22 protein-coding genes are annotated in these 22,692 nt (G+C 43.4%); 9 read left to right on the top strand and 13 right to left on the bottom strand.

Annotated features, from left to right (window positions below; genetic code table 11):
- Window positions 1-29: 29 nt before the first annotated feature.
- The 3 genes from trpB (at window position 30) to F6K64_RS03345 (ending at window position 5,933) form a co-directional block, all read left to right on the top strand.
- Window positions 30-1,295 carry a tryptophan synthase subunit beta gene (trpB, locus tag F6K64_RS03355; protein ID WP_287264847.1) on the top strand — a complete coding sequence of 422 codons (1,266 nt, stop codon included), beginning with the start codon at window positions 30-32 and terminating at the stop codon, window positions 1,293-1,295.
- A 492-nt stretch (window positions 1,296-1,787) separates the two neighbouring features.
- Complete coding sequence (locus F6K64_RS03350; RefSeq protein ID WP_287264845.1) at window positions 1,788-2,438, top strand: ribonuclease H-like domain-containing protein; 651 nt, start codon at window positions 1,788-1,790, stop codon at window positions 2,436-2,438.
- 117 nt (window positions 2,439-2,555) lie between these two features.
- Window positions 2,556-5,933 carry an ATP-binding protein gene (locus tag F6K64_RS03345; protein ID WP_287264915.1) on the top strand — a complete coding sequence of 1,126 codons (3,378 nt, stop codon included), beginning with the start codon at window positions 2,556-2,558 and terminating at the stop codon, window positions 5,931-5,933.
- Window positions 5,934-5,941: 8 nt separating this feature from the next.
- Here F6K64_RS03345 and F6K64_RS03340 read toward each other — a convergent pair whose 3' ends face one another.
- From F6K64_RS03340 to F6K64_RS03330, 3 genes are all read right to left on the bottom strand, one after another.
- Window positions 5,942-6,133: a hypothetical protein gene (locus F6K64_RS03340; RefSeq protein ID WP_287248508.1), complete on the bottom strand. Its 192-nt coding sequence runs from the start codon at window positions 6,131-6,133 to the stop codon at window positions 5,942-5,944.
- Window positions 6,108-7,412, bottom strand: a complete 1,305-nt coding sequence (iscB, locus tag F6K64_RS03335) for an RNA-guided endonuclease IscB (protein WP_287264843.1) — start codon at window positions 7,410-7,412, stop codon at window positions 6,108-6,110. Before iscB ends, F6K64_RS03340 begins: the two co-directional genes overlap by 26 nt.
- Window positions 7,413-8,485: 1,073 nt before the next feature.
- Window positions 8,486-8,740: a hypothetical protein gene (locus tag F6K64_RS03330; RefSeq protein ID WP_287247561.1), complete on the bottom strand. Its 255-nt coding sequence runs from the start codon at window positions 8,738-8,740 to the stop codon at window positions 8,486-8,488.
- Window positions 8,741-9,215: 475 nt separating this feature from the next.
- Between F6K64_RS03330 and F6K64_RS03325 the strand changes: the two genes are divergently transcribed.
- The 5 genes from F6K64_RS03325 (at window position 9,216) to F6K64_RS03305 (ending at window position 13,204) form a co-directional block, all read left to right on the top strand.
- A complete protein-coding gene (locus F6K64_RS03325) occupies window positions 9,216-9,590 on the top strand; it encodes a metallophosphoesterase family protein (protein WP_287251542.1) in 375 nt (124 codons plus the stop codon).
- A 637-nt stretch (window positions 9,591-10,227) separates the two neighbouring features.
- Entirely contained in the window at window positions 10,228-11,331 is a 1,104-nt protein-coding gene (locus F6K64_RS03320; RefSeq protein WP_287264841.1) for an FG-GAP repeat domain-containing protein, read from the top strand.
- A gap of 564 nt (window positions 11,332-11,895) precedes the next feature.
- Entirely contained in the window at window positions 11,896-12,771 is an 876-nt protein-coding gene (locus F6K64_RS03315) for a catalase family protein (protein WP_287264839.1), read from the top strand.
- 3 nt (window positions 12,772-12,774) lie between these two features.
- Window positions 12,775-12,957, top strand: coding sequence for a hypothetical protein (locus F6K64_RS03310; protein ID WP_287264837.1), 183 nt, complete (start codon window positions 12,775-12,777; stop codon window positions 12,955-12,957).
- Window positions 12,941-13,204, top strand: a complete 264-nt coding sequence (locus F6K64_RS03305) for a hypothetical protein (protein WP_287264835.1) — start codon at window positions 12,941-12,943, stop codon at window positions 13,202-13,204. The genes F6K64_RS03310 and F6K64_RS03305 overlap by 17 nt, the downstream gene beginning before the upstream one ends.
- Window positions 13,205-13,230: 26 nt before the next feature.
- Here the strand turns inward: F6K64_RS03305 and F6K64_RS03300 are convergent, their stop codons facing one another.
- The 8 genes from F6K64_RS03300 to F6K64_RS03265 form a co-directional block, all read right to left on the bottom strand.
- On the bottom strand, window positions 13,231-14,013 hold the full coding sequence (locus F6K64_RS03300; protein WP_287264834.1) for a hypothetical protein: 783 nt from the start codon (window positions 14,011-14,013) through the stop codon (window positions 13,231-13,233).
- 61 nt (window positions 14,014-14,074) lie between these two features.
- Window positions 14,075-15,541: a Dyp-type peroxidase gene (locus F6K64_RS03295; RefSeq protein ID WP_287264832.1), complete on the bottom strand. Its 1,467-nt coding sequence runs from the start codon at window positions 15,539-15,541 to the stop codon at window positions 14,075-14,077.
- A 121-nt stretch (window positions 15,542-15,662) separates the two neighbouring features.
- On the bottom strand, window positions 15,663-16,304 hold the full coding sequence (locus tag F6K64_RS03290) for a hypothetical protein (protein WP_287264830.1): 642 nt from the start codon (window positions 16,302-16,304) through the stop codon (window positions 15,663-15,665).
- A 265-nt stretch (window positions 16,305-16,569) separates the two neighbouring features.
- The gene (locus F6K64_RS03285; protein ID WP_287264829.1) at window positions 16,570-17,781 is read right to left on the bottom strand and encodes an RNA-guided endonuclease InsQ/TnpB family protein; all 1,212 of its coding nucleotides are present in this window, start codon (window positions 17,779-17,781) and stop codon (window positions 16,570-16,572) included.
- Between the two features lie 105 nt (window positions 17,782-17,886).
- Entirely contained in the window at window positions 17,887-18,249 is a 363-nt protein-coding gene (locus tag F6K64_RS03280) for a hypothetical protein (protein WP_287264828.1), read from the bottom strand.
- Between the two features lie 379 nt (window positions 18,250-18,628).
- Window positions 18,629-19,711, bottom strand: a complete 1,083-nt coding sequence (locus F6K64_RS03275) for an ABC transporter ATP-binding protein (RefSeq protein WP_008187679.1) — start codon at window positions 19,709-19,711, stop codon at window positions 18,629-18,631.
- Window positions 19,712-19,754: 43 nt separating this feature from the next.
- On the bottom strand, window positions 19,755-19,925 hold the full coding sequence (locus F6K64_RS03270; protein ID WP_287251547.1) for a hypothetical protein: 171 nt from the start codon (window positions 19,923-19,925) through the stop codon (window positions 19,755-19,757).
- Between the two features lie 142 nt (window positions 19,926-20,067).
- The gene (locus F6K64_RS03265) at window positions 20,068-20,418 is read right to left on the bottom strand and encodes a four helix bundle protein (protein ID WP_287264826.1); all 351 of its coding nucleotides are present in this window, start codon (window positions 20,416-20,418) and stop codon (window positions 20,068-20,070) included.
- A gap of 2 nt (window positions 20,419-20,420) precedes the next feature.
- Here F6K64_RS03265 and F6K64_RS03260 point away from each other — a divergent pair, with 2 nt between their 5' ends.
- Complete coding sequence (locus F6K64_RS03260; protein ID WP_287264825.1) at window positions 20,421-20,795, top strand: hypothetical protein; 375 nt, start codon at window positions 20,421-20,423, stop codon at window positions 20,793-20,795.
- Here F6K64_RS03260 and F6K64_RS03255 read toward each other — a convergent pair.
- Window positions 20,769-21,638: a carbohydrate ABC transporter permease gene (locus tag F6K64_RS03255; protein ID WP_287264823.1), complete on the bottom strand. Its 870-nt coding sequence runs from the start codon at window positions 21,636-21,638 to the stop codon at window positions 20,769-20,771. The genes F6K64_RS03260 and F6K64_RS03255 overlap by 27 nt on opposite strands.
- Before the next feature lie 124 nt (window positions 21,639-21,762).
- Entirely contained in the window at window positions 21,763-22,644 is an 882-nt protein-coding gene (locus tag F6K64_RS03250; protein ID WP_287264821.1) for a carbohydrate ABC transporter permease, read from the bottom strand.
- Window positions 22,645-22,692 lie beyond the last annotated feature (48 nt).

Genomic DNA, 22,692 nt, shown 5'->3' with positions numbered 1-22,692 from the left:
TGTTCGTTCTATAATTGCTTGACACCGCTGTGACTAAAACCCCCCTACCCCTTAGTATCGGTGACCATAGGGATCACCACACCCAACAACCGGACGCTTTGGGACGTTTTGGGAAATTTGGTGGTAAATATGTTCCAGAAACCCTGATGCCTGCTCTGAGTGAACTAGAGCAGTCTTTTGAGCAATACCGTAATGACCCGGATTTCCAACAGGAACTACAACAACTACTGCGAGACTATGTGGGACGTCCTAGTCCTCTGTATTTTGCTGAACGTCTGAGTAACTACTATACCAAATCTGATGGTAGTGGACCACGAATTTATCTAAAACGGGAAGATTTAAATCACACCGGTGCTCACAAAATTAATAATGCTCTGGCTCAAGTATTGCTAGCCAAGCGCATGGGTAAGGGGCGCATCATTGCTGAAACGGGAGCGGGTCAGCATGGTGTGGCTACCGCAACAGTATGTGCTCGATTTGGTCTCGAATGCGTCATTTATATGGGCGTTCAGGACATGGAACGGCAATCCCTGAATGTGTTTCGGATGCGGCTACTGGGAGCAACGGTGCAACCGGTATCGGCTGGAACCGGTACTCTCAAGGATGCGACCTCGGAAGCGATTCGAGACTGGGTGACAAATGTCGAAACCACTCACTATATCCTTGGGTCAGTGGCAGGTCCTCATCCTTACCCAAAAATGGTACGGGATTTCCATGCTGTGATTGGCCAGGAAACTCGCGCTCAATGTTTGGAAAAGTGGGGCGGTTTGCCGGATATATTGTTAGCTTGTGTGGGAGGTGGCTCCAATGCCATGGGCCTGTTCCATGAGTTTGTTAATGAACCCACTGTGCGGTTGATTGGCGTGGAAGCAGCAGGCGCTGGTGTGGATTCTGCTAAACATGCGGCTACCCTCACTCTTGGACGACCAGGAGTGTTGCACGGGGCAATGAGTTATTTGCTCCAAGATCATGATGGTCAGGTGCTCGAAGCTCACTCGATTAGTGCTGGATTGGACTATCCTGGTGTCGGTCCAGAGCATAGCTATTTGAAAGATAGTAGTCGGGCAGAGTATTATAGTGTTACAGACCAAGAAGCGGTGGCTGCGTTTCAACGGTTGTCTGAGCTGGAGGGAATTATACCGGCACTGGAAACATCTCATGCGATCGCATATCTCGAAACTCTGTGTCCCCAACTCAGTGGTAATCCCCAGATCGTGATTAACTGTTCCGGTCGGGGTGATAAGGATGTGCAAACTGTTGCTAAATTTATGTCAGCTCAGACCTCGAAAGATTAAAAAAATAAAAAATAAGTAGGACATGTGGACTGTCAAGGGTAAATTGTAAACTACGATACAGTAATTCCCAGAAATTAGAAATTCCCAGAAATTAGAGCCCAGGGTTTAGCCAGCCTGCTCATGCCAAAAGCATTGCTCAAGATTAGTTTGGGAATGCTTATCTTTACTGTGGAATTAACTCAAGTTTTGATCAAGGGTCCTTAACTCTAGTAACCACTGTGATTTAGTTGCTAGTTATGGTGCTATAACATCGCTTTAAAGCGATAACTAACACTACCGCTAGTGGTTAGTATCAGTGGTGACTGTCATCTTCACGAATAACTGTGCCTTTTCCGTTCTCCTCATGGGAACAGAAACGGTACCCCATAGGAGCATCGAATCAACCAAATCCTGGGAGTTCTCCCTAAGAATATTATCCCATCAAAACTATCGCATCAAACACTATCCCATCCAACAAACTTCTAGAACCTACAACCTATAACCTTTGAACCAATGACCAACACAACTGTAATTGAAGAATTGAAGGATTTTCAAGTTTGCGATCGCGATTTACCCGAATCTATATGCCAAGAGTATCTAAGGGCAGATTCCCTCGCCGTGGATACCGAAACCATGGGACTGATTTACCAACGCGATCGCTTATGTCTTGTACAGCTGTGTGATCCACTAGGACGAGTCACCTTTGTCCGCATTGACAAAGGACAAACCGAAGCACCCCGATTAAAACAGTTGTTAGAAGCGACTAATGTGCTCAAAGTATTTCACTTTGCTCGGTTTGATGTTGCTATGCTCAGGCAAAATCTCGGTATTGAAGTCAATCCTGTATTCTGCACCAAGATTGCTAGTAAGTTAGCCCGCACTTATACTAGTAGCCATGGTCTCAAAGAATTGGTCAAAGAGCTAGAACGGATAGATTTGGATAAAAGTGCTCAGAGTTCTGACTGGGGTAATGTCGCTAACCTGTCCGATGAGCAGTTGGAATACGCTGCTAATGATGTACGCTACTTGTTGAATGTGCGGCAAAAACTGATCAATATGCTGCAACGGGAAGACCGTTGGCAACTAGCTCAACAGTGCTTTGAAGCGTTACCGACTATGGTATCTCTCGATTTGTTGCACTATCGAGATGTATTTGAACATTGAAGAATCAGAGACTGGTAAGTAAAGTTTAACAAACAGTTTCCAAGCTCCAAAATCCAACTTAAACTAGTAGAGGAGGGGTGTTACCCATAGCCCCTCCAGGAGATACCAGTGAAACGTATGTTTAGTTGGAAACGTGCCCAAATCCCCTTGTGTTTGGGTGCTTTTTTGATATCAGTACTGATTAGCCTATTAACCATAGCACCTAGTCAAGCACAATCTCAGGCATCTAAAACCTTGCCACCATTGAAGATTACCCAAGGATGGCACTATCTCTGGGGTGATGTTTCTATGAATAACCTCCGTCATGCCAAGCTTTGTACTAAGGTCGAGATTGCCAAGGGCGAGCCTTGCTGGAAAGAATTTACGTTTCCAAAAAGATTATGGAAGTCACCGGCAGATCAACAGCAAAACAATGTTTGGTTAAAGGTTAAGTTACCAGACGGTAAATGGCAATCTCCCACTCTTTATCTCGGAGCAGTTCCGAATATACTAGAAGCTTATTTAGATCAGGAACTGATTTATACCCGATTATCCCCTAACTCATTGCCTCCAGCTAATGGTGACGGGTATCAATGGCCAATTGTTCCTCTTGATTCAAATTTTTCCGGCAAATCATTGTTCATTAATGTTTATGTAGGGACTGAACAGTCTATTTACATCGGATTTTTCGACCGGATAGTTATTGGTTCTAAACTTAAGGTAATTCGGTGTTTGTTCAAAGACGAAATAAGCACCGTTTTAGGATGTATTTTTATTTTAATTGGCCTATGGTTTAGTTTAACCTGTTTATTCCGGTCTCAAGATAAACGATTAATTCTAGCCTTTGGATTATTAGCCATAGCTGGTGGGGTTTACAACATTAGCCAATCAACCATTATTCCCTTATTATTTAAGGATTCACTGAATTGGGAGCATATTCGATATACGGCTTTTTGTTTTCTTCCTATTCTCACTCTTATTGGTTTTGAAGAAATATTTGGCTCAGGCTACTTTTCCATCATCCAGCGGTTATGGCAAATTCACCTAATTTATTCGGTCATTTCTTTAGGATTAATTGTTATCTACAAAAGTTCCTGGTTGTATGAGATATCTATTGATCACTACTTGCTCCTGGGTAGTACAATAATTTTATTGCTCCATGCGATTCCTATAGCTATCACTCAGAAAAACTATTATGCTAAACTATTTAGTTTCGGATTATCTATCCTGGCTATAGGAGGAATGCATGATATTTTAGTTTATCGCTTTGAACCGGAAAATTGGTATCAACGATTGTATCCTTGGGGAATGTTGCTGTTTATCCTATCCTTAGCATTAATTTTAGAACGACGATTTGCTGAAACCAGGCAACTGCTACAGGAGTATAACCAGAAACTAGAAACTAAGAATGCTGCTCTTCAGGAAATGGATCAGCTCAAAAATGAATTCTTAGCCAATACATCCCATGAACTTAAAACACCTCTGAATGGCATTATCGGCATTGCTGAATCCCTGATTGATGGAGCAACAGGTAAGTTATCCCAGTCAACAGCATCTAATCTTTCTCTGATTGTCTCTAGTGGCAAACGGTTAACTCAGCTTGTTAACGATTTACTGGATTTTTCTGCCCTCAAGCATAAACAAATCAACCTGAGAATTAAGCCAGTGGGGATGCGAGAAATAACAGAAGTTGTTTTATTGCTATCCCGTCCCCTTGTGGTTAATAAAAACCTACAACTGATTAATCAAGTTTCCTCATCGATTCCCCCAGTCGATGCTGATGAAAACAGACTCCAACAGATTCTCTATAATTTAGTGGGTAATGCCATTAAATTTACTGAACGTGGTACGATTAAAGTGTCAGCAGAGGTGGTAAATTCTTATCTAAAAATTACCGTTTCTGATACAGGTATTGGTATACCACCTGATAAATTAGACCGAATTTTTGAAGCTTTTGAACAAGGGGATGGCTCCATTAATAGGAAATATGGAGGAGTGGGGTTAGGTTTAGCGGTTACTAAAAAACTGGTGCAGCTCCACGGCGGAGATATTGATGTGGAGTCTACCCCAAACCTTGGCTCACAGTTTAGTTTCACCCTACCGATATCAACAGGTAAAGTAGAGAGGAAACAGCAAGAGGAAGTTTCCCAGGTTCAGAATTATTTGGCGATGGCAAATGACTCTGAACCCCTGATATCTGATCACCTGATGTCTAATCACCTGATATCTGATCACCTGATATCTGATCACCTGATATCTGATCAGAACCTATCATCACCAACCGTCGAAGCATTTAACATCTTGATTGTAGATGATGAACCAGTAAATCTTCAGGTTTTGGTCAACCATCTTTCTCTGCACAACTATAATATTATTCAAGCAGTTAATGGCCTAGATGCATTCACAAAAATTTGCCAAGGATGCAGACCAGACTTGATTTTACTGGATATTATGATGCCGAAAATGACCGGCTATGAGTTCTGCAAAAAAATCCGTGATAAATTTCTACCGAATGAACTACCCGTAGTATTGTTAACTGCTAAAAATCAGATCTCAGATTTGGTAGCAGGATTTGCAGCAGGAGCGAATGATTATTTAACTAAGCCCATATCCAAGAATGAATTGCTAGCAAGAATTAAGACCCATCTTCAGTTAGCCAAAATTAATGTAGCTTATGGACGCTTTGTGCCTCGGGAGTTTCTGCAATTTTTAGAAAGGGAAAGTATTCTTGATGTCCAATTAGGGGACTATGTCCAAAAAGAGATGACGGTACTTTTTTCGGATATTCGCTCCTTTACTAGTTTATCAGAGAGGATGTCACCGCAAGACAATTTTAATTTTATCAATGACTATTTAAGTCGAGTCAGTCCAGTGATTCGTAATTATAACGGCTTCATTGATAAATATATTGGTGATGCGGTGATGGCGTTGTTTCCCGAAAAGGCTGATCATGCCCTAAAGGCAGCCATTGAGATGCAAAAGCAAGTTTATAGTTATAACTCCCATCGGAACAATAGTGGTTATGAACCGATTGCGATTGGTATTGGTTTGCACAAGGGGAGTTTAATTTTAGGTACAGTGGGGGAATCTGAACGGATGGATACAACCGTGATTGCTGATACTGTAAATTTGGCCTCCCGTTTGGAAAGTTTAACCAAGATTTATGGAGCAGAGATTTTGATTAGTAAACCCACCTTGACTGATCTGGATAATCGAGACAGTTATCATTATCGGCGTCTAGGGCGAGTCAATGTGAAGGGTAAAAGTCAACCAGTGGAAATCTTTGAAGTGTATGATGCTAATCCTGAGGATTTGATTGCTTTCAAGTCCGACACGACTCCTCGGTTTGAGGAAGCAGTTTCCTATTATGTAGAAGAAGACTTTGCTCAGGCGCAACAGATTTTTGAGGAACTTTTACAGAGTAATCACCAAGACCGGGTGGTTGAACTTTATATTGAACGGTGTGCTAAAGCCCGGGAGTATGGGGTTTCGGAATTGGATATTGTGATTACTTGAATTGGTTATTAAGGGAATAGGGAATAGGGAGTCGGGAGTCGGGAGTCGGGAGTCGGGAGTCGGGAGTCGGGAGTCGGGAGTCGGGAGTCGGGAGTCGGGGGAGAGATGTAGGGTGGGCAGTGCATCAGACAGGAACTTCCAGGACAACTATTCCCTGGTAAATCTCGGCAGATACTAGCAAAAGCTATAAGTGTATCCATCTTTTCGGTATATTGCCGATATATCTTGAGGTTTGCAACTTTTGTAGCCCTTGGTTCCTAACGGGGTAAATCCAAAGCTTCCTTTGCTTCTAGGGGTGACTTTACCTATTCCTAGTTTTTGATGCTTGGCTATGTCCCCAGTAACCCAGCCTTTGATTGGTTTTAATGGATTGTGTCTGATGGGGTAACCGTATTTGTTAAGTGCTGCTTTCTGTCTCCCTCCCTGTCCCTTGCAAGTGACTAACAGCGGCTGAGAGGTTCTCAACACTAAGGTCTCAATATCCCCAACACAAGCGGCATCAATCCAGTGCTGCTTAGGTAGTTCTAATCTAGTCCGGTTGTATTTGGTTTGCGCTCCCGTTCCGGTGACCACAACCTTGATTAATTGAAGTACCTTAACTAACTTGTTCCGAGTTGCATTTACTGCTGTTGCATCTTTTAATGGCTGCTTAGCTTTAGATTTGATTTTTTGCAGTAGACTTGGCTTCTTTTTTAAGAAGTCTTCTATAGGCTTGTTACCTTTGCGTTGATTACACTTTTCACAAGCCAAACAAAGATTACTTACGCGTTCGCGTAGCGTCGGCAAAGCCGAATCGCTTCCACCAAGTGACCTTGGGTGAATGTGTTCGATTTGCAATGGAACGGATTGCTTACCACAGTAAGTGCATTCTCTTCCCCATTTTTCAAGTAAGTACTCTCTAACCTCATATCCGGCTAACTCTCCTTGCTGGTACTGAATGCCACTGATTTCAGGATTTTGCATTTTTTGGGTGTCAAACTTAACCCTTTCGACCCAAATCTCATTGACTGGGCAGAATTTAATCAATCGTTTTACCCAAGTCTGAATAGTCAAAATTCTGTGTTCTAGACTAGGTGGAAGCCATCCCTCTGGACGCTTACGGTTAAGGAATATGGGTTTCCTGTAGCGGGTGTTGCGGTTACGTCTCCCACGCCTTACAGCGCCTCTAGACTCTAGTTTTTTCTTAATTAATCCTCCTCTGTGCTCTAATTCCATTCCCCAAATAACTTGGTTGTTTTGGACTAGGGCAAATCCAGTTACCTTACTACCAGGGTCAATCTTTATTTGACAAGGTGAGATGCTTGGATTATTGTTCGCGCAGCGTCGGCTTTGCCGAATCGCAGTCTTTAAGATGATTGTGAACGGGTACATCCTAAAAACGGCAGCCTTACCTTTGTTTAATAACCGGCGAGCTTTCTTTGGTGGAATAGGGTTTAATGGTTGCTTGTTTGTGTCAATAACGAATACGTAATTCTGCATGATTAGTGCAACTCAATTCGGTAATGTGTTCCGGACTTCGTCCCGCTACGCGAACGACAATGTTGAAATGGCTTGTTAGGCTAATCACACATTTTGCCTTTGTCTTAATGATTAGCGACAGAGCCAAGAGCTGGAGTTCACTCTTGGGTGTCATAACCAAACCAACGTAGAAAACTAAGTCTGCATCCTAGCTGGCGATTTCCAGGAGTTACCGGGAATTGCCTAGGCTTTGACTAGGAGATTGATGTGCTTACCATCGGGTTGCTAGGCACTGCCCACCAAGGATTAATCACTGTTAATAACCGATACTTTTTAGCTACCAAAACCTACCAAAGGCAAATTCTGGCTCGCCAATGCCAGATGCAATAGCATCCAGGGGGTATCTCCGCGCTTCTCTGACGGAATATCCCGCGAGCGCCATAAAAATGTCAAAAAAGTCTAACACCGGGATAGAGAGCGCAACTACTAAACCCTTGGTTTTCGGCTTTAATTTAAGTTACATAATAATCCCTGTCGGTGTTACCCTAATTTAAGTTTAACAAATAATCAGAGTTTTTGGTAGACTCTGCGACATTTTCTCTAGCTGTTTACTAACCTTCAACTTACTAACCTTAAACCTTCAACTTACTAACCTTGGCCAAAAGGCCACGCGATCGCTGAAAGCGGGACGCGCGTCCATCGCGTTCAACTTTCAACCTCATAATCTTCAACTTACTAACCTTCAACTTACTAACCTTCAACCTGATAACTTTCAACCTGATAACCCCAAAAAAAAATAGCCGCAGAAATCATTTCCACGGCTAGGAATTTTTACTTATGTCTCAACGTTGTAAACCCATCCAGATGTGATCCGATGTGATTAGACCGTAAGCTATCAGCTATCAGCTATCAGCTATCAGCTATCAGCTATCAGCTATCAGTTTATGCGCTACACGAACAGTTTTCAGCTATTAGCTATAAGCCAAAGGCCAAACGCTGACCACTGACCACTGACCGCTGACCACTGACCGCTGACCGCTGACATCAGACCTGATGCTTTGGCCAGGGGGCAAAGCCCCCTGAAATTTAAGCCCTTAATCCAGAATTAAATACTTCGTCATTACCGTGATGAATTCGCCAGGAATGTCAGTCGGCTGAAGGGGGCTCCACTCGTCAATTTGGGCGTAACCCCGTGCATAAAGGGTATGCATGGTGTTGGTTATTGCCCGGCGGGAGCCTTTCAAAATGTGCTTAATGGGGTATTTTTTTGGGGAAGGTTCCTGAGGAGTATTACTAGGAGTAATCTCATCAGGATTGTTTTCTGGGTTAGGGCGGAAGTTGTCAGACATAGTAAAAAAAACGTTTTAAGGCTTACAAATATAATCATAACGATTATAAATTAACTTGTCAAGGGTTTTTAGATTTTTTTTTGAGAAGGGTAATTGAAAGAAAATGTACGGATTAAGGAATGCGATCGCGTTTTTTTAAAGGCAACAGGCAACAGGGAACAGGGAACAGGGAAAATCGTAAATATTAGTTAGCGTTCCCGTAGCGTTACCATAGGTCAATCGCATAGATATATTTCAGAGAGTACCATTTTTTTGGGAGTAATTTTATCGATAGCGCTGGTAATATTAAATCGGTAAAGTAATAAATTGTGATATTTTTTTTCCCTACTCCCTGCTTCCTACTCCCTGCTCCCTGCTCCCTGTTCCCTACTCTCTACTCCCTGCTCCCTATATTTTCCTGTGTTAGAATAAGTCCAGATTGGGTTTGATGCATCTACATAGATTAAATACTATTTAGTTAAATAAAATATATTCGGTGAGTTATTCAACGGAATTAAACCAAACCTCAGATCACAGGGAGGTGATCTTTAGGTGGTTACATCTGACTGACCTCCATTTGGGTATGGATGGCTTAGAGAATCTCTGGCCAAATGTTGAGGAAATTTTCTTCAATGATTTAGAGTACCTTTGTGAACAGGTCGGCCCTTTGGATTTGGTAATGTTTACTGGGGATATCACCCAGGGCGGCAGTGAATCAGAATTCCAACAGGTAGACAAACTGTTAACTAGTAAGCATTCAGCTATCAGCCAAAGGCCTTTGGCCACGCTTTCGGCAAAGCCGACGCTTCGCGAACGCGAACAGCTATCAGCCAAAGGCCTTTGGCCACTGGGCATAGCCCACGCTACTTGATGTGCTTATGGGCTATGGGCAAGCTACACCGAACAGCTTTTGAATAAGCGATGCAGCTTCGGAACAGGGGAGGCAGTGCCGACCTGCGGGGGTTCCCACGGGGCAAACAGCGGTGCGGACGCAGGTTCCGCACACAGACCCATGCGCCACTCGCGGTCTGCCGTGGTTTCCCCCACTCGCGCTTTGCATCAAGAAAACAGGTAAGTATTCGTTTAATCTGTGTTACGGAAAGCACCTCAAGTAGCGTGAGCTTTTAGCTCACGGCTGACCGCTGACGGCTGAATGCTTACGCTCATTATTGTTACTGTACTTCTTAGTTATACAAACCGCCGTAAATTAAATTAACTTAATTTTTATGAATAAAAATTAAGTTAATGGTACTATAAATGAAATCTAGATTCAATTAGATATTATATAAATGTGTTGGTCATCTATCAAACACGGTGTGCCACACGGAAACAGGATTCAATATCTAAATACTGGCGGAGATTTGACCTCTACTGTGCTTCGTGTAAACCTGTCATAGCAAGTCGAATCCTTGAGCCAAAAATCCCCGTTTTTTAAGAGCGGGGAGTATCAAAGTACGATTGCCGTACTGTATTTATCGTGTCAATCATATGACAGGAGTGCAAGTTAAATGTTTTCTCTAGGTTCAACAACTCCAGTCGGGGACTTTCGAGTCGATACTAATTACTTAGTTACCGATGTAAATGGTGATGGTCAGTCTGATCTAGTCGAGATTTGGAATAGTAACAATAGTTTCTTTGCTGCGACTTGGATTAGTAATGGTAACGGTGGATTTAACTTCGGCGGTAATACCAGAGTCGGGGATTTTCGAGATGATACTAAGTACTTAGTTACCGATGTCAATGGGGATGGTGACTCTGATCTAGTCGAGCTTTGGAATAGTAACAATAGTTTCTTTGCTGCGACTTGGATTAGTAATGGTAACGGTGAATTTAACTTCGGCGGTAATACCAGAGTCGGGGATTTTCGAGCCGATACTGATTACTTAGTCACCGATGTCAATGGCGATGGTGATTCTGATCTAGTCGAGATTTGGAATAGTAACAATAGTTTCTTTGCTGCGACTTGGATTAGTAATGGTAACGGTGGATTTAACTTCGGCGGTAATACCAGAGTCGGGGATTTTCGAGACGATACTGATTACTTAGTTACCGATGTCAATGGCGATGGTGATTCTGATCTAGTCGAGCTTTGGAATAGTAACAATAGTTTCTTTGCTGCGACTTGGATTAGTAATGGTAACGGTGAATTTGACTTCGCCGGTAATACCAGAGTCGGGGATTTTCGAGAGGATACTGATTACTTAGTCGCCGATGTCAATGGCGATGGTGATTCTGATCTAGTCGAGGTTTGGAATAGTAACAATAGTTTCTTTGCTGCGACTTGGATTAGTGATGGTAACGGTGGATTTAACTTCGGCGGTAATACCAGAGTCGGGGATTTTCGAGACGATACTCAGTACTTAGTTACCGATGTCAATGGAGATGGTGACTCTGATCTAGTCGAGGTCTGGAATAATAACAATAATTTCTTTGCTGCGACTTGGATTAGTGATGGTAACGGTGGATTTAGCCTCGGCAGTAATACACAAGTAGGGGATTTTCGAGAGGATACTGATTACTTAGTTACCGATGTCAATGGTGATGGTCAGTCTGATCTCGTTGAACTTTGGAATAATCAAGATAAGTTCTTTGCTACTACTTGGTTAAGCTAAGTTAGTAGGTACTGCCCACCGAGGATTAATAACAATAGTAGTTCACGTAGGGTGGGCAGTGCACCAGACAGATCAAATCAGCCAGCCAATCAAGTTACTAGACACTGCCCACCTAAGATTAATCAAAATAGTAAGCTAACGTAGGGTGGGCAGTGGTTGAGACAAATCAGATCAGCAAACCAATCAAGTTAGTAAACACTGCCCACCTAGGATTAATCCCAATAGAACAGTAAACAAATCTACGGTGGGCAAACAACATTTACTGTAAGCATTTAGCTAATGCGCTACGCGCACGCTACGCGAAAAGCAGTCAGCAGTCAGCTAATCAACGGGAGGTAGTAAAAAAGCTGCGGGATGCTGCTACGGCTGCTTGAAAATTCCTGCTCCTTTTACTAATCCGACCCCCTGGAGTTCTCTCGCCTGATAGCTGATAGCTAATAGCTGATAGCTGATGGCTTAAAAAACAAACGATAAAACTAAATACTACTCCCGACTCCCTACTCCCTACTCCCTACCCTAATGCTATAATACTAAAAAGCCAAAGGAGTAAAAGAGGCGAAAGCGATGACTAAATTAGAAATTGGTCAAGAAAACGTACCGCCCGAAGAAGACGAAGCTACTCGTGAAATTGCCCAAATCAGTGAACGACTTATTGACAAACATCCTCCTGTAAAACGGGGAGAACATCCCAAAGCTCATGGTTGTGTTAGAGGAGAATTTATCATTGACCCTAACCTCCCTAAGGATGACAAGATTAGAGTTGGTATTTTTAAAGAACCAGGTAAGCGTTTCCCCGCTTGTATTCGCTTCTCAAATTTCAGTGAGCAGAAGGATACCAGAGGTGATGCCCATGGTATGGCGGTTAAACTGATGGGTGTACCAGGAGACAAAGTCTTGGAGGATGAAAAATATGAGGAAACCCAAGATTTTTTGCTAATAGACCACCCGCTTTTCGTAGTTCGCAATGCCAAAGACTACATTGAGTTTTTTGCAGAAATTGAACGTTCTGGAAGCCGGAACCCCTTAAAGTTTTTCATAACTGGACTTAATCCATTTAAATGGCGCTGGCGTGAGATCCAGATCGGACTACGGATTCGGTTGTCCAAGATTCGCAGTCCATTAGAATCTCAATATTGGAGTACAACTCCATACAAATATGGATCAGGAGCGATTAAATTCTCCCTGAAGCCTTCTCCTGATAATATCTCAACTAGTTCTAAGTCGATTCCTAAAACAGAAAACTATCTCCGCGACGCAATCCGAGAACATCTCAACAATAAAGAAGCTTGCTTTGATTTCTTAATTCAGTTTCAGACCGATGCCGATAAGATGCCAATTGAAGACCCCACCATCGATTGGAAATCACCCTATCAAAAAGTAGCTACTCTCAAGATTCCTGCTCAGGCTTTTGAATCTCCTGAGCAAATCAAATTTTGTTAAAATTTGTCCTACACCCCATGGCATTCTCTACCAGAGCATAGACCTTTAGGGGGAATTAACCGTCCTCGCAAGCAGGTTTACGAGTTAATTTCTCGGCTACGAAACCAACTGAATAATGTCCCCCATAAAGAACCGACAACAGAAGAATTTTTCTCGATTTTTCCCCTAGATGTCTTGCCGAAGTAGGGAGCAGGGAGTCGGGAGTCGGGAGTCGGGAGTCGGGAGTCGGGAGTCGGGAAAGATAGAGAAGTGTGGGAAATGTGGGGAGCAACTGGCTTGGAAACCCCCAAGACCGCACTGCATCGCTGCTCCGAAGCTCCCTTTTCCCTCTTGCCTATTGCCTATTGCCTATTGCCTATTGCCTATTGCCTATTGCCTATTGCCTATTGCCTTCCCCTCCTGGGAGGGGTTAGGGGTGGGTTCCTCTTGCTAGCATGCCTCTTGCCTTTTGCCTACTCCCTACTCCCTATTCCCTCGATCTGGGTGACCAAACCATGTCCATTGGCGATCGCTAGGCATATTGTCTTCTATTGTTTGTACAACGTCTGCCATGGTGCCGTCTTTGGCAACCCAACCGCCATCGATATCTGGGAAATCGAGCCGACAGTTCTCGCACTTTTTGTCATTGTAAAAGCGGATCGGACACCAGAAAGATTCCACATTCCTCAACATTTCAGCACCAAGGGAATACACCCCAGTCATCCAGTCACAGTAAAGGCACCAAATTAGATCATGACCAACTAAGCCTTCAAACTTCTGGCGACTGACATTGACCCATTCACTGTGCTTGTAAGTTGGGAAGCCCAGTAACCAGATTAGGAATGGATACAAGGCTATTTCAGCAAGGCGAATCAAAAAAAACACTGGCACACTGACAGCTGTCACCCATAATGCCAAGTGGTTTCGCCACCAGCCAAACCGCTGATTGAGGTAGCTAACAATTCTCGGTCCTTTTACTGCCTCAGAATGGACTAATTCATGAGCAACAATCCACAACTGTAGCGCTAATAGTTGACCCACTAGGGCAGCCAAAACCCCCACCCAGCCTACAAGTAGTCCACTGATCAGCCAAGGAATCCACACTATTACTGATAAGATCACGTCCAGCCCAGGGGCTTGGGTAAAGGATTCCGAGATAGTCTTGCCTAGCTTACCGAGCTGAGGCATTACAGTTAACACGGAGATCAACCCAATTTCCAGGGAAAAAACTGCTGCAAAGGTTAGAGCAAATGGAATCATCATAGTTTAGATGCACTATTTAGATGCACTGTAGTAGTTTTGAACAGGTCTGGCATTGGACAATTTAACCACAATTAACCATAAATTGCATGGCGGTGATACTTGGCATAAAAAAGTATCCACCCCCCTTGACGGTTACAAATCGAGGTAGGTTATTAATTCGTTTACGAATCAGTGAACGCTGAATGGTCATATGACCAGAACCGTCATTATCTCCGATGATCGGGTCTTTGCTATCATATAAACTGTTAAATCGAGGATTGTTACACCAAGTTTCCTGAAGAAACTCAAATTGACGCCTAATATTAGCATTAATACTGAAGAAATGTAGTCCTCTGGGCTTGCCATCATCCTGAATATCCACAGGCAACTGACCGTTTTCGATATCGCCGATGGGGAATAGAGGTTCTCCGTAAAGGGCTCCCCGTCGAATAATCCGATGCCGATTGGATAGTTTGAAGGAATCCTCTGGGGTGGCATCTAGAAAGGAATCCCTGGGGTTGCTACGACGGATGTGAGCACCGATGGGGCAACGATAACCCTCCTTATCTTCTGGTAAGTACTTGAACTGATTCTTATCCTGAATCTCTGGGTTATCCTGGTCTGGGGCAAGCACTAGGGGGGTACCACTGGGCCAACGTCCTACGAACTTAGCGGCAAGCAAGCTCATGGTTGGAGCATGGGGACAACCCTCGCCATCATGTCCTTGTTGGGCAATATATTGCCAAAAGCCAGCTACATCCTGGGCTAGCTTCCGGTATACCAGGTAAGTTCCATGACGCCCGAAATCTTTCAACTCTGACAGCTCTGTACCTGGAAAACTGGGCAAGATATTATCACTATCCTGGTCTACTGGCACAGATGGGGTAGCAGGCAAGAAATCGTATTGATTTGGATAGCCCAGGATAAACTCCCCAGTCCTAACCACATCTGGATTAGGGTTTTGGTTGTTTCGACTCCCCTCAATGATCGGCTGAGAAATACTGTCGTTAAAGCCGAAATGCTCCTTATTACTAGTACCTCTAAAGCCAGGCTCTTCTGCCACAACCACTAGACTATCCTCTTGATCTTGAAGCAATTGGTTGCGCCGCTGGGCGAGGCTTTCGGGGTCTAATCCATAAAGGATCAACAGCATATGAATCTCTTCATTATTTGAGCCACCGACATCCCATTGATCTGGAGCACTTTCTTCGGTATCTCCTAATAAACGAGAACGTTTTGAAGTAGCTATCCCTTCTATTAATTCCCTGGAAAAGGTTTCGAGAGTGTGCTGTGGTAGGTTAAGAGCCTGCAATCCTTTGTGGGTAAAGGCAATGTTCAAGGTAGATTCAGGTTTTTCGGTGGTTCCATCTGGTCGTTTTGGCCACAATTTACCTGTGGTGATTTCCGGGATAATAGTATTTAACCATGCCTGAGCTTGTTTAGGGTTCTTGATTTGAACAAATAAATATAAGGCATAGCGCAGATGCCCATAACCACTCAATATAATTCCCTGAATATCTTCCCGTGCTTCTGGCGTTAATTCTGACATGGTCACTTCCCTCGTTTCTGGGTTTAGAGTTACAGAGTTATCTCTGAGTTATCGCTGCATCCAGCTGACGATTAATTCTTCTATTCAGTACCTGTTTCAACAAACCGTTATCAACAAACCTTTAGAGCAGTTTTAACCATTCTTCAATCGCAGCTCGCTCAAAATTTGTCCCGATCATTTTGCTGATTTTTTGGTCTCTCAAACTAGTTTGTACAGTTTGCTCAGGATAAGCGCTGTAGTAGACTAGGGATGGGGTTTGGTAATCGCGGAAATATTGTTTGAACGCCCCAATATCCTGAGCGCCTCCCTCTGGATAAGTCATTGTGTTGTTCCAAATGGAGTTTAATCCGTCGCTGGATCGATCAACAAAATCATTCAGATAATTATCCCAGGAGCCATCATAATTACTTAAAAATAGTAAACGCTTCCCTTCATCAATAATCAGCCAACGGGCAAAATGAATTGTAGTGATATTAACTAGGGATGCTGGTGGAAATAGATATTGTCCAGCCCAATTAACTAGAAACAAAACTATCTTCAGACGCTGCCTTCGCTCAGGCTTAATGTCTACAAGGTGATTCATTGAGTTCTGGACAAAACGATCTTCTGCGTTGGCCAGAAGCTGACTTTGAGCGAGATCAGCTTTTACACTAGTATATTGTCCAATTTCACTTCTATTTTCCGGTTTGCCCAGTATGCTAGCCAGAAAATTTATTATAACCAACAGGATTTCGCGAATTAGGTTCAAGGGATATTGAACCATATCTACCAATCCTCTCAATATCTTTAATCCATTCAATCTCACAACTTCCCACCAGGTATTAGTTTGAGAAACCTGGGCAACTTTATCTGAAAATGGATTTACTCCTGAACAATCTAGGTAGTTAGCTACATCCTTAAGATCTAATAAATTTTCAATATGTTTCCGAATTGCGATGTAGTTCTTGAGGCTCGCGACTGTTTCGTTACGGAAGGCGATGTAGAAGGCTTCGGGCTGATAGGAGTGTTGGTTATTGACACTCCCCGGTCTAAAGACGCGGGGATTCTTCGCTCAACGACCCGACTTGCTGAACCTGGTCGGAACCAAGAACAGTAGAGGCCAGATCTCCCGAAGCGTTGGGATCTATGATCCAGGTTCCGGTGTGCCCCACCGTACCCAAGGCTCTTTTTAAGATATTGACTGCGGCGTTGTGGTCTCGGTCTAATTTACAACCACACTTACAGACGTGAGTTCTAGTTGATAGTGACTTCTTCACGACCTCGCCGCATTCTGAGCAGTTTTGGCTTGTATAGGCAGGATTCACTGCAACCGTGACTCTGCCAAACTTAGTTCCAAAATGCTCTAACCATTTCCTAAATTGATACCAACCTGCATCATTAATAGACTTAGCCAGACAATGGTTTTTAACCAGGTTTTTAACCCTCAAATTTTCATAGGCGACCAGGTCGTTAGACCGGATTACGCAACGTGCCAGTCTCTTGGCATGTTCTTCACGCTGCCTACTTATTTTAAGGTGCTGTCTACCTAATCTATTGACGGCTTTTTTACGGTTAGATGAGCCTTTCTTTTTACGAGAAACTCGGCGTTGATAAAATCTTAGTCGCTTTTCTCCTTTGCGGTAAAATCTGGGTAAGGGTTCAGTGTTACCCCTAGAATCGGTGTAGAACTCTTTTAGGCCTACATCTAATCCTACAGTGGCGTCAGCCGGATCTAGTTGTTCATTCACATCGACAGAGATGCAAAATTGAACATAGTACCCGTCAGCTCTTTTAACAATACGAACCCGCTTGATGTGCTTCTTGTCGAAGCGCCACAAGTCCCAAGTACCCTTGAGTTTTAGTTTTCCGATTCCTTTCTTGTCACTGAAAGTGATTGATTTCTTGTCAGGTGAAAGCTTCCATCCTGATTGCTTGTACTCAACTGATCTACAGCGCTTCTGAAAGCGAGGATAGCCCTTCTTTCCTGGCACCTTCTTCTTGCAGTTTTCAAAGAAGCGAGAAATTGATGACCACGCCCTTTCAGCCGCAGCTTGTCGAGCAGTAGAGTTTAGTTCATTAGCAAACGGGAACTCTTTAGCCAGTATCTTGCAATATTTATTTAGGTCATATTTGCTTAGACCTTTGTTGTCCATCCACAGACGAAGACAGCTATTCCTAACAAATTTAACTGTCCGAATCGCTTCGTCTATTGCTTGATACTGGGAAGACTTAACGTACGCTTTAAACTCTAATATTATCATCAGAAATCGACCTCTTCTGTTATGTTATTATGCTAACAACTTTAGCACAAATTAGCAAGTTTTTGATTATATTTTTTTCAAGGCGACTAAAGTCGCTAGGCACTTTCATCTCCGCTCTAAAGAGACGGAGTTTTCAGTGTTGGCATTTCTAATAAACTCAGAGAATTGTGGCTTTCCAGTATAGCCTTGGCATTTTTCCCATAGGCTATCCATTCCTGGTGATATCTGAATTATTTCATTTAGGTAGCTATCTAAGTCACCATCATAATTGCTCGAAAAGAGCAAGCGCGGTCCATTATCGGGATCATTGAGGATGGCAAAACGCGCCAAGTGGGTGTTACGGCTCTCAGGAAAGCGAACATAAGGATTATTTTCTGGATCCGAGTCAATTGCTTCGAGAATTGATTTTAGTTCTGCCTCTTCTCCAGGCTTTATCTTGACAATAACAGTCAGGGGGTTTGGGGACATTTTGCCCTCCATTTAATTAATAATGGGGTTTTGGCGAAACTAAGTTTATGGTTTAGTTTACGGTTTAGTTTACGGTTTAGTTTACGGTTTAGCGATCGCGTTTAACCCTATGTAGCTTTAGACTATAGAGCATTGACGGGTTGGTGTGACTGTAACTTGATGACAATCATCATTAATTATACCCTATTTATTTTATCAAAATTAGTTTTCACTGTCAAAATATAAACATTGTTTACATTACTGTGCTCTGGTCCCTGCCCTCTCCTTGCTAGGGCTCCATTTTCTACATATTTCTTAATATGTTTAGTTGATTGTTTCTGCTATAGTGGGTAAAGTTTGTGGAAAATCCAATGCTCTCAAAGAGCCGCTACTGGATGCTCTAAAGAGACCCTAAGCGAACGCATGTTTCACTATCAAACCAGTGAATCAACTGGGGTGATATAGCCAGGGTCACTTCTTCGGTTTCCCAAGTTAAATTATTAGGTAATAACCCTCGGATACTGAGAGAGTCTGACCCCTTCACCCGAACACTAATTAAATTATGCATGCCTAGATTTTCCACGAGGTAGATGCGACCCTCAATCCTATATTTATCCTCTGGTTGAGCTAAGGCCACATCTTCTGGGCGGATACCTAGGACAATCTGTGGCGGCACTTTAGGCAAATTTGGCAAAGGAATTTTGACCTCACCCAAGATGGCATAATTCCCCTGACAGTGAAGTGTCAGTAAGTTCATTTGGGGAGAACCGACAAAACTAGCCACAAACTGATTTGCTGGCTGCTTGTAAATGCCCTGGGGTGTATCTAGCTGTTGCAGCTTACCCTCAGATAACACCGCAATCTTGGTTGAGAGGGTCATCGCTTCGGTTTGGTCATGAGTAACATAAACCACTGGTGCCTTTTGAGCAACAAATAGCTGCTTCAAATCCGCCCTAACTTGCTCTCGCAGCAAAGCATCCAAGTTACTCAGAGGTTCGTCTAACAAAAACACAGCCGGTTGCCGCACCAATGCCCTGCCCAGAGCAACCCGCTGGCGCTGACCACCAGATAGCTGACTAGGCTTACGCTCCATCAAATTTTCCAGTCCCAGTTTACCAGCTACTTCCTGCACCAGGCTCCGAATTTGGTCAGAAGGGACTTTATGGAGTTTCAGACTAGCGGCCATATTGTCATATACGGTCATATGAGGATAGAGAGCATAGCTTTGGAAAACCATAGCGATATTGCGATCGCCTGGTCTAACATGAGTAACATCCCGTCCATTGATAACTACTTTGCCATGGGTGGGTTGCTCTAACCCAGCAATTAGTCGCAGCATCGTAGATTTACCACATCCCGATGGCCCAAGTAGGGTCAGAAATTCTCCTTCATCCACTTCTAAGCTAATGTCGTTAACTGGGATGACGTTACCCTTGTTAGTCTTGTAGATTTTATTAATATTATGTAGTTCTAGTTTAGGCATACTATCTGGAGGTTTGGAGGTTTGGAGGTTATTTGGTTGAAGGTTATTTGGTTGAAGGTTGAAGGTTATTTGGTTGAAGGTTATTTGGTTGAAGGTTATTTGGTTGAAGGTTTTTAGGTGAAAAGTTGAGCGTGGATATCACTGTCTTGATACAGTCGCTGATGATTTTGGAGCTGTGTGCGAACGCGATCGCATTACCTTTCCAAGACCGCACTGCCTCCCCAAGACCGCGCTACATCGCTTTTGCAATTAGGCAAAATTCGCGGTAAAATTCCCCTCTCCCTCCATCTACCCATCAATGTTTACAATTCAGATGCAAATAGAAACGATCTTAGGGGGGTCAAGTTTCAAAACTGTCAATCAATACGATAATCTCCTTCATCCTCGCGGAGTCGGTTTTGCTCAGGGTAGGTTTTTAGATATGCCATGAATCCTGTAATTTGTCGGCTGCACTTCTGGCATAGATCAAATAGTTGTGTAAACTGAGATTGATGAATGTAACCAGCATCAAGAGCAACATAGGCTTGAGAACGTAATTCACCCGCAGAGCCTCTAGCTCGACCTAAAAACTCAATAAAAAGACGTTGTGTCCGACTCTCAAAGCCCTCAGCAATATTTGACATGATAGAAACCGCTGCACGACGCATCTGGTTGCACAAACCAAAATCACGGGAAAACGCTCCCTCCTTTGAAAGTGCGTAAACCAACCTTGTCAACTCCCGTGCTGTCTGCCATCCCTGAATTTCTTCAAATCGTTTTATCGTTCCCATACTCTTCCAAACTCAAAAGATTCAATCTTAAAAAATTCAATCTTAAAACCTTCCCTACAAAGAACGCCAAGGCCGAACAACCTCCAACCTCCAACCTCCAACCTCCAACCCTCCAACCCTCCAACCCTCCAACCCTCCAACCCTCCAACCCTCCAACCCTCCAACCCTCCAACCTCCACCCCTCCAACCCTCCAAACCTCCAACCTCCAACCTCCAACCTTCAACCCTCCAACCTCCAACCTCCAACCTTCAACCTTCAACCCTCCAAACCTTCAACCCCCAAAGAGTCAACCCTTAACTGCTCCCGATGTTAAACCTTGGACAATTTTACCTTGGAAAAACATTACTAATACCACTAGGGGAAATGTTCCTATAACTGTCATAGCCGCAATGGAACCGTAGGGAATCTCTTTTCCCAGAGAACCACTTAACTGAGCCGCAGCAACGGGCAGGGTTTTCAGAGATTCTTGGCTAATGAAAGTGAGGGCTAAAATAAATTCATTCCAAGCAAAAATAAAGGTAAGTATTCCTGTTGTTACTAAAGCTGGAACGGTTAGGGGTAATAGAATTTGGATTAGCATTTGCCAGGTGCTATAGCCATCGACTTTAGCAGCATCTTCTAGCTCTGGCGGTAGCTGTTGAAAAAAGCTGCGCATCACTAATAGGGTGAGAGGAAGGTTGATAGCTGTATAGGAAATAATCAGGCTTAGATAATTATTCCCTAGTTTAATAATTTTGATAAGTTCCAGGAGTCCTAGGAATATCAAAATAAAGGGAAATAATGTGATAATGATAATCCCAGCAATGATGATTTTTTCTCCCCTTAGGGTTAACCGTGCTAAGGCGTAAGCAGCGGGAGTTCCTATCCCTAAACACAATAGTGTGGAAGCGATGGATACAAAGGTGCTGTTGAAAATATAGTGGACTAGGGGGCGCAGGGTAAATAAGTTTATATAGTGGTCAAGTGTATACCGCTTAGGGAAATAAATATTGGGAAGGGAAGAGATATCTTGGTTGACTTTGATGGAAGTGAGGAATTGCCAAAGGAGTGGTGCTAGGCAGAAAATTATCAATAAGATGATTCCTAGGGGCAGGATAATTAGTTTGATAATGTTAATTTGTTTTGTTTTCGGTTGAGGGGATGATGAGTTAGGCATAGGACTTACGAAGTTGAGTTGGTTTTGCCCCCCTAACCACCCAATTTGGGGGGGAATGATGTCAAAGTCCCCCAGAATTGGGGGATTTAGGGGGCTTTGCGTAACTCCTGAGGCAGAATAGTCATTAGTTGCGTGAGCCTAGGGCTATAATTACCACCGTGGTTACCAGTATCAAAAAGGTTACTACCACAAGGGCAGCACCATAACCAAAGTCTAGATAATCCATGACAGTGGTATAGATGTAGAGAGATACAACTTCTGTAGCTCCTCCCGGACCACCTCCAGTCATCACTTTGATCAGGTCGAAGACTCCGAAAGCTTGGGCAAAGCGGAACAGTAGGGAAATTAGGATTTGGGGCGTCAATAGCGGTAGAGTAATTTGCTTGAAACTTTGCCAGGGGGTAGCACCGTCTAGGGCATGGGCTTCGTATAGGTCTTGGGGAATAGACTGCAAGCCAGCTAGGAGCAAAATGCTGATGAAGGGTGTAGTTTTCCAAACGTCTGCGGCAATCACTGCCATCATCGCTGTTGTAGGGTATCCTAGCCAGTTGATTCCGTCTTGAATAATACCTAGACGCAGTAAGATATCATTCCAAACCCCAAACTGGTCATTAAACATCCAAGCCCATACTAGACCGATCAAAGCAGTTGGCAAGGCCCAAGGCAGGATAGCGATGGTGCGCACAATACCCCGTCCTTTAAAGGTTTGATTTAAAATTAATGCGATCGCAATTCCTAACACCAGTTCCAGAGCAACAGATACTGAGGTAAAAATCACAGTATTCCAGAGACTCTGCCAGAAGCGACCATCCCCAATCATTCGCCCATAATTATTCAGACCAGAAAAGACCGGTTGTAGCTGTGTTCCTAGGTTCTTAGTGAACAAACTTAACCAGAACGAACGCAAAATAGGATAGCCATAGACTAGCAGCAGTAGTAGCAAGGCTGGTGTTACCAACAACCACCCTGTCCTTTGCTCCTGTGCTGCTATCGGATCAGTTTTCATTCAACAATTTAGAATTTAGAATTTAGAATTTAGAATTTAGAATTTAGA

The sequence above is a fragment of the Moorena sp. SIO3A2 genome, assembly GCF_010672265.1.
Taxonomy (GTDB): Bacteria; Cyanobacteriota; Cyanobacteriia; order Cyanobacteriales; family Coleofasciculaceae; genus Moorena; species Moorena producens.
This window is presented reverse-complemented; position numbering and strand designations above follow the sequence as displayed.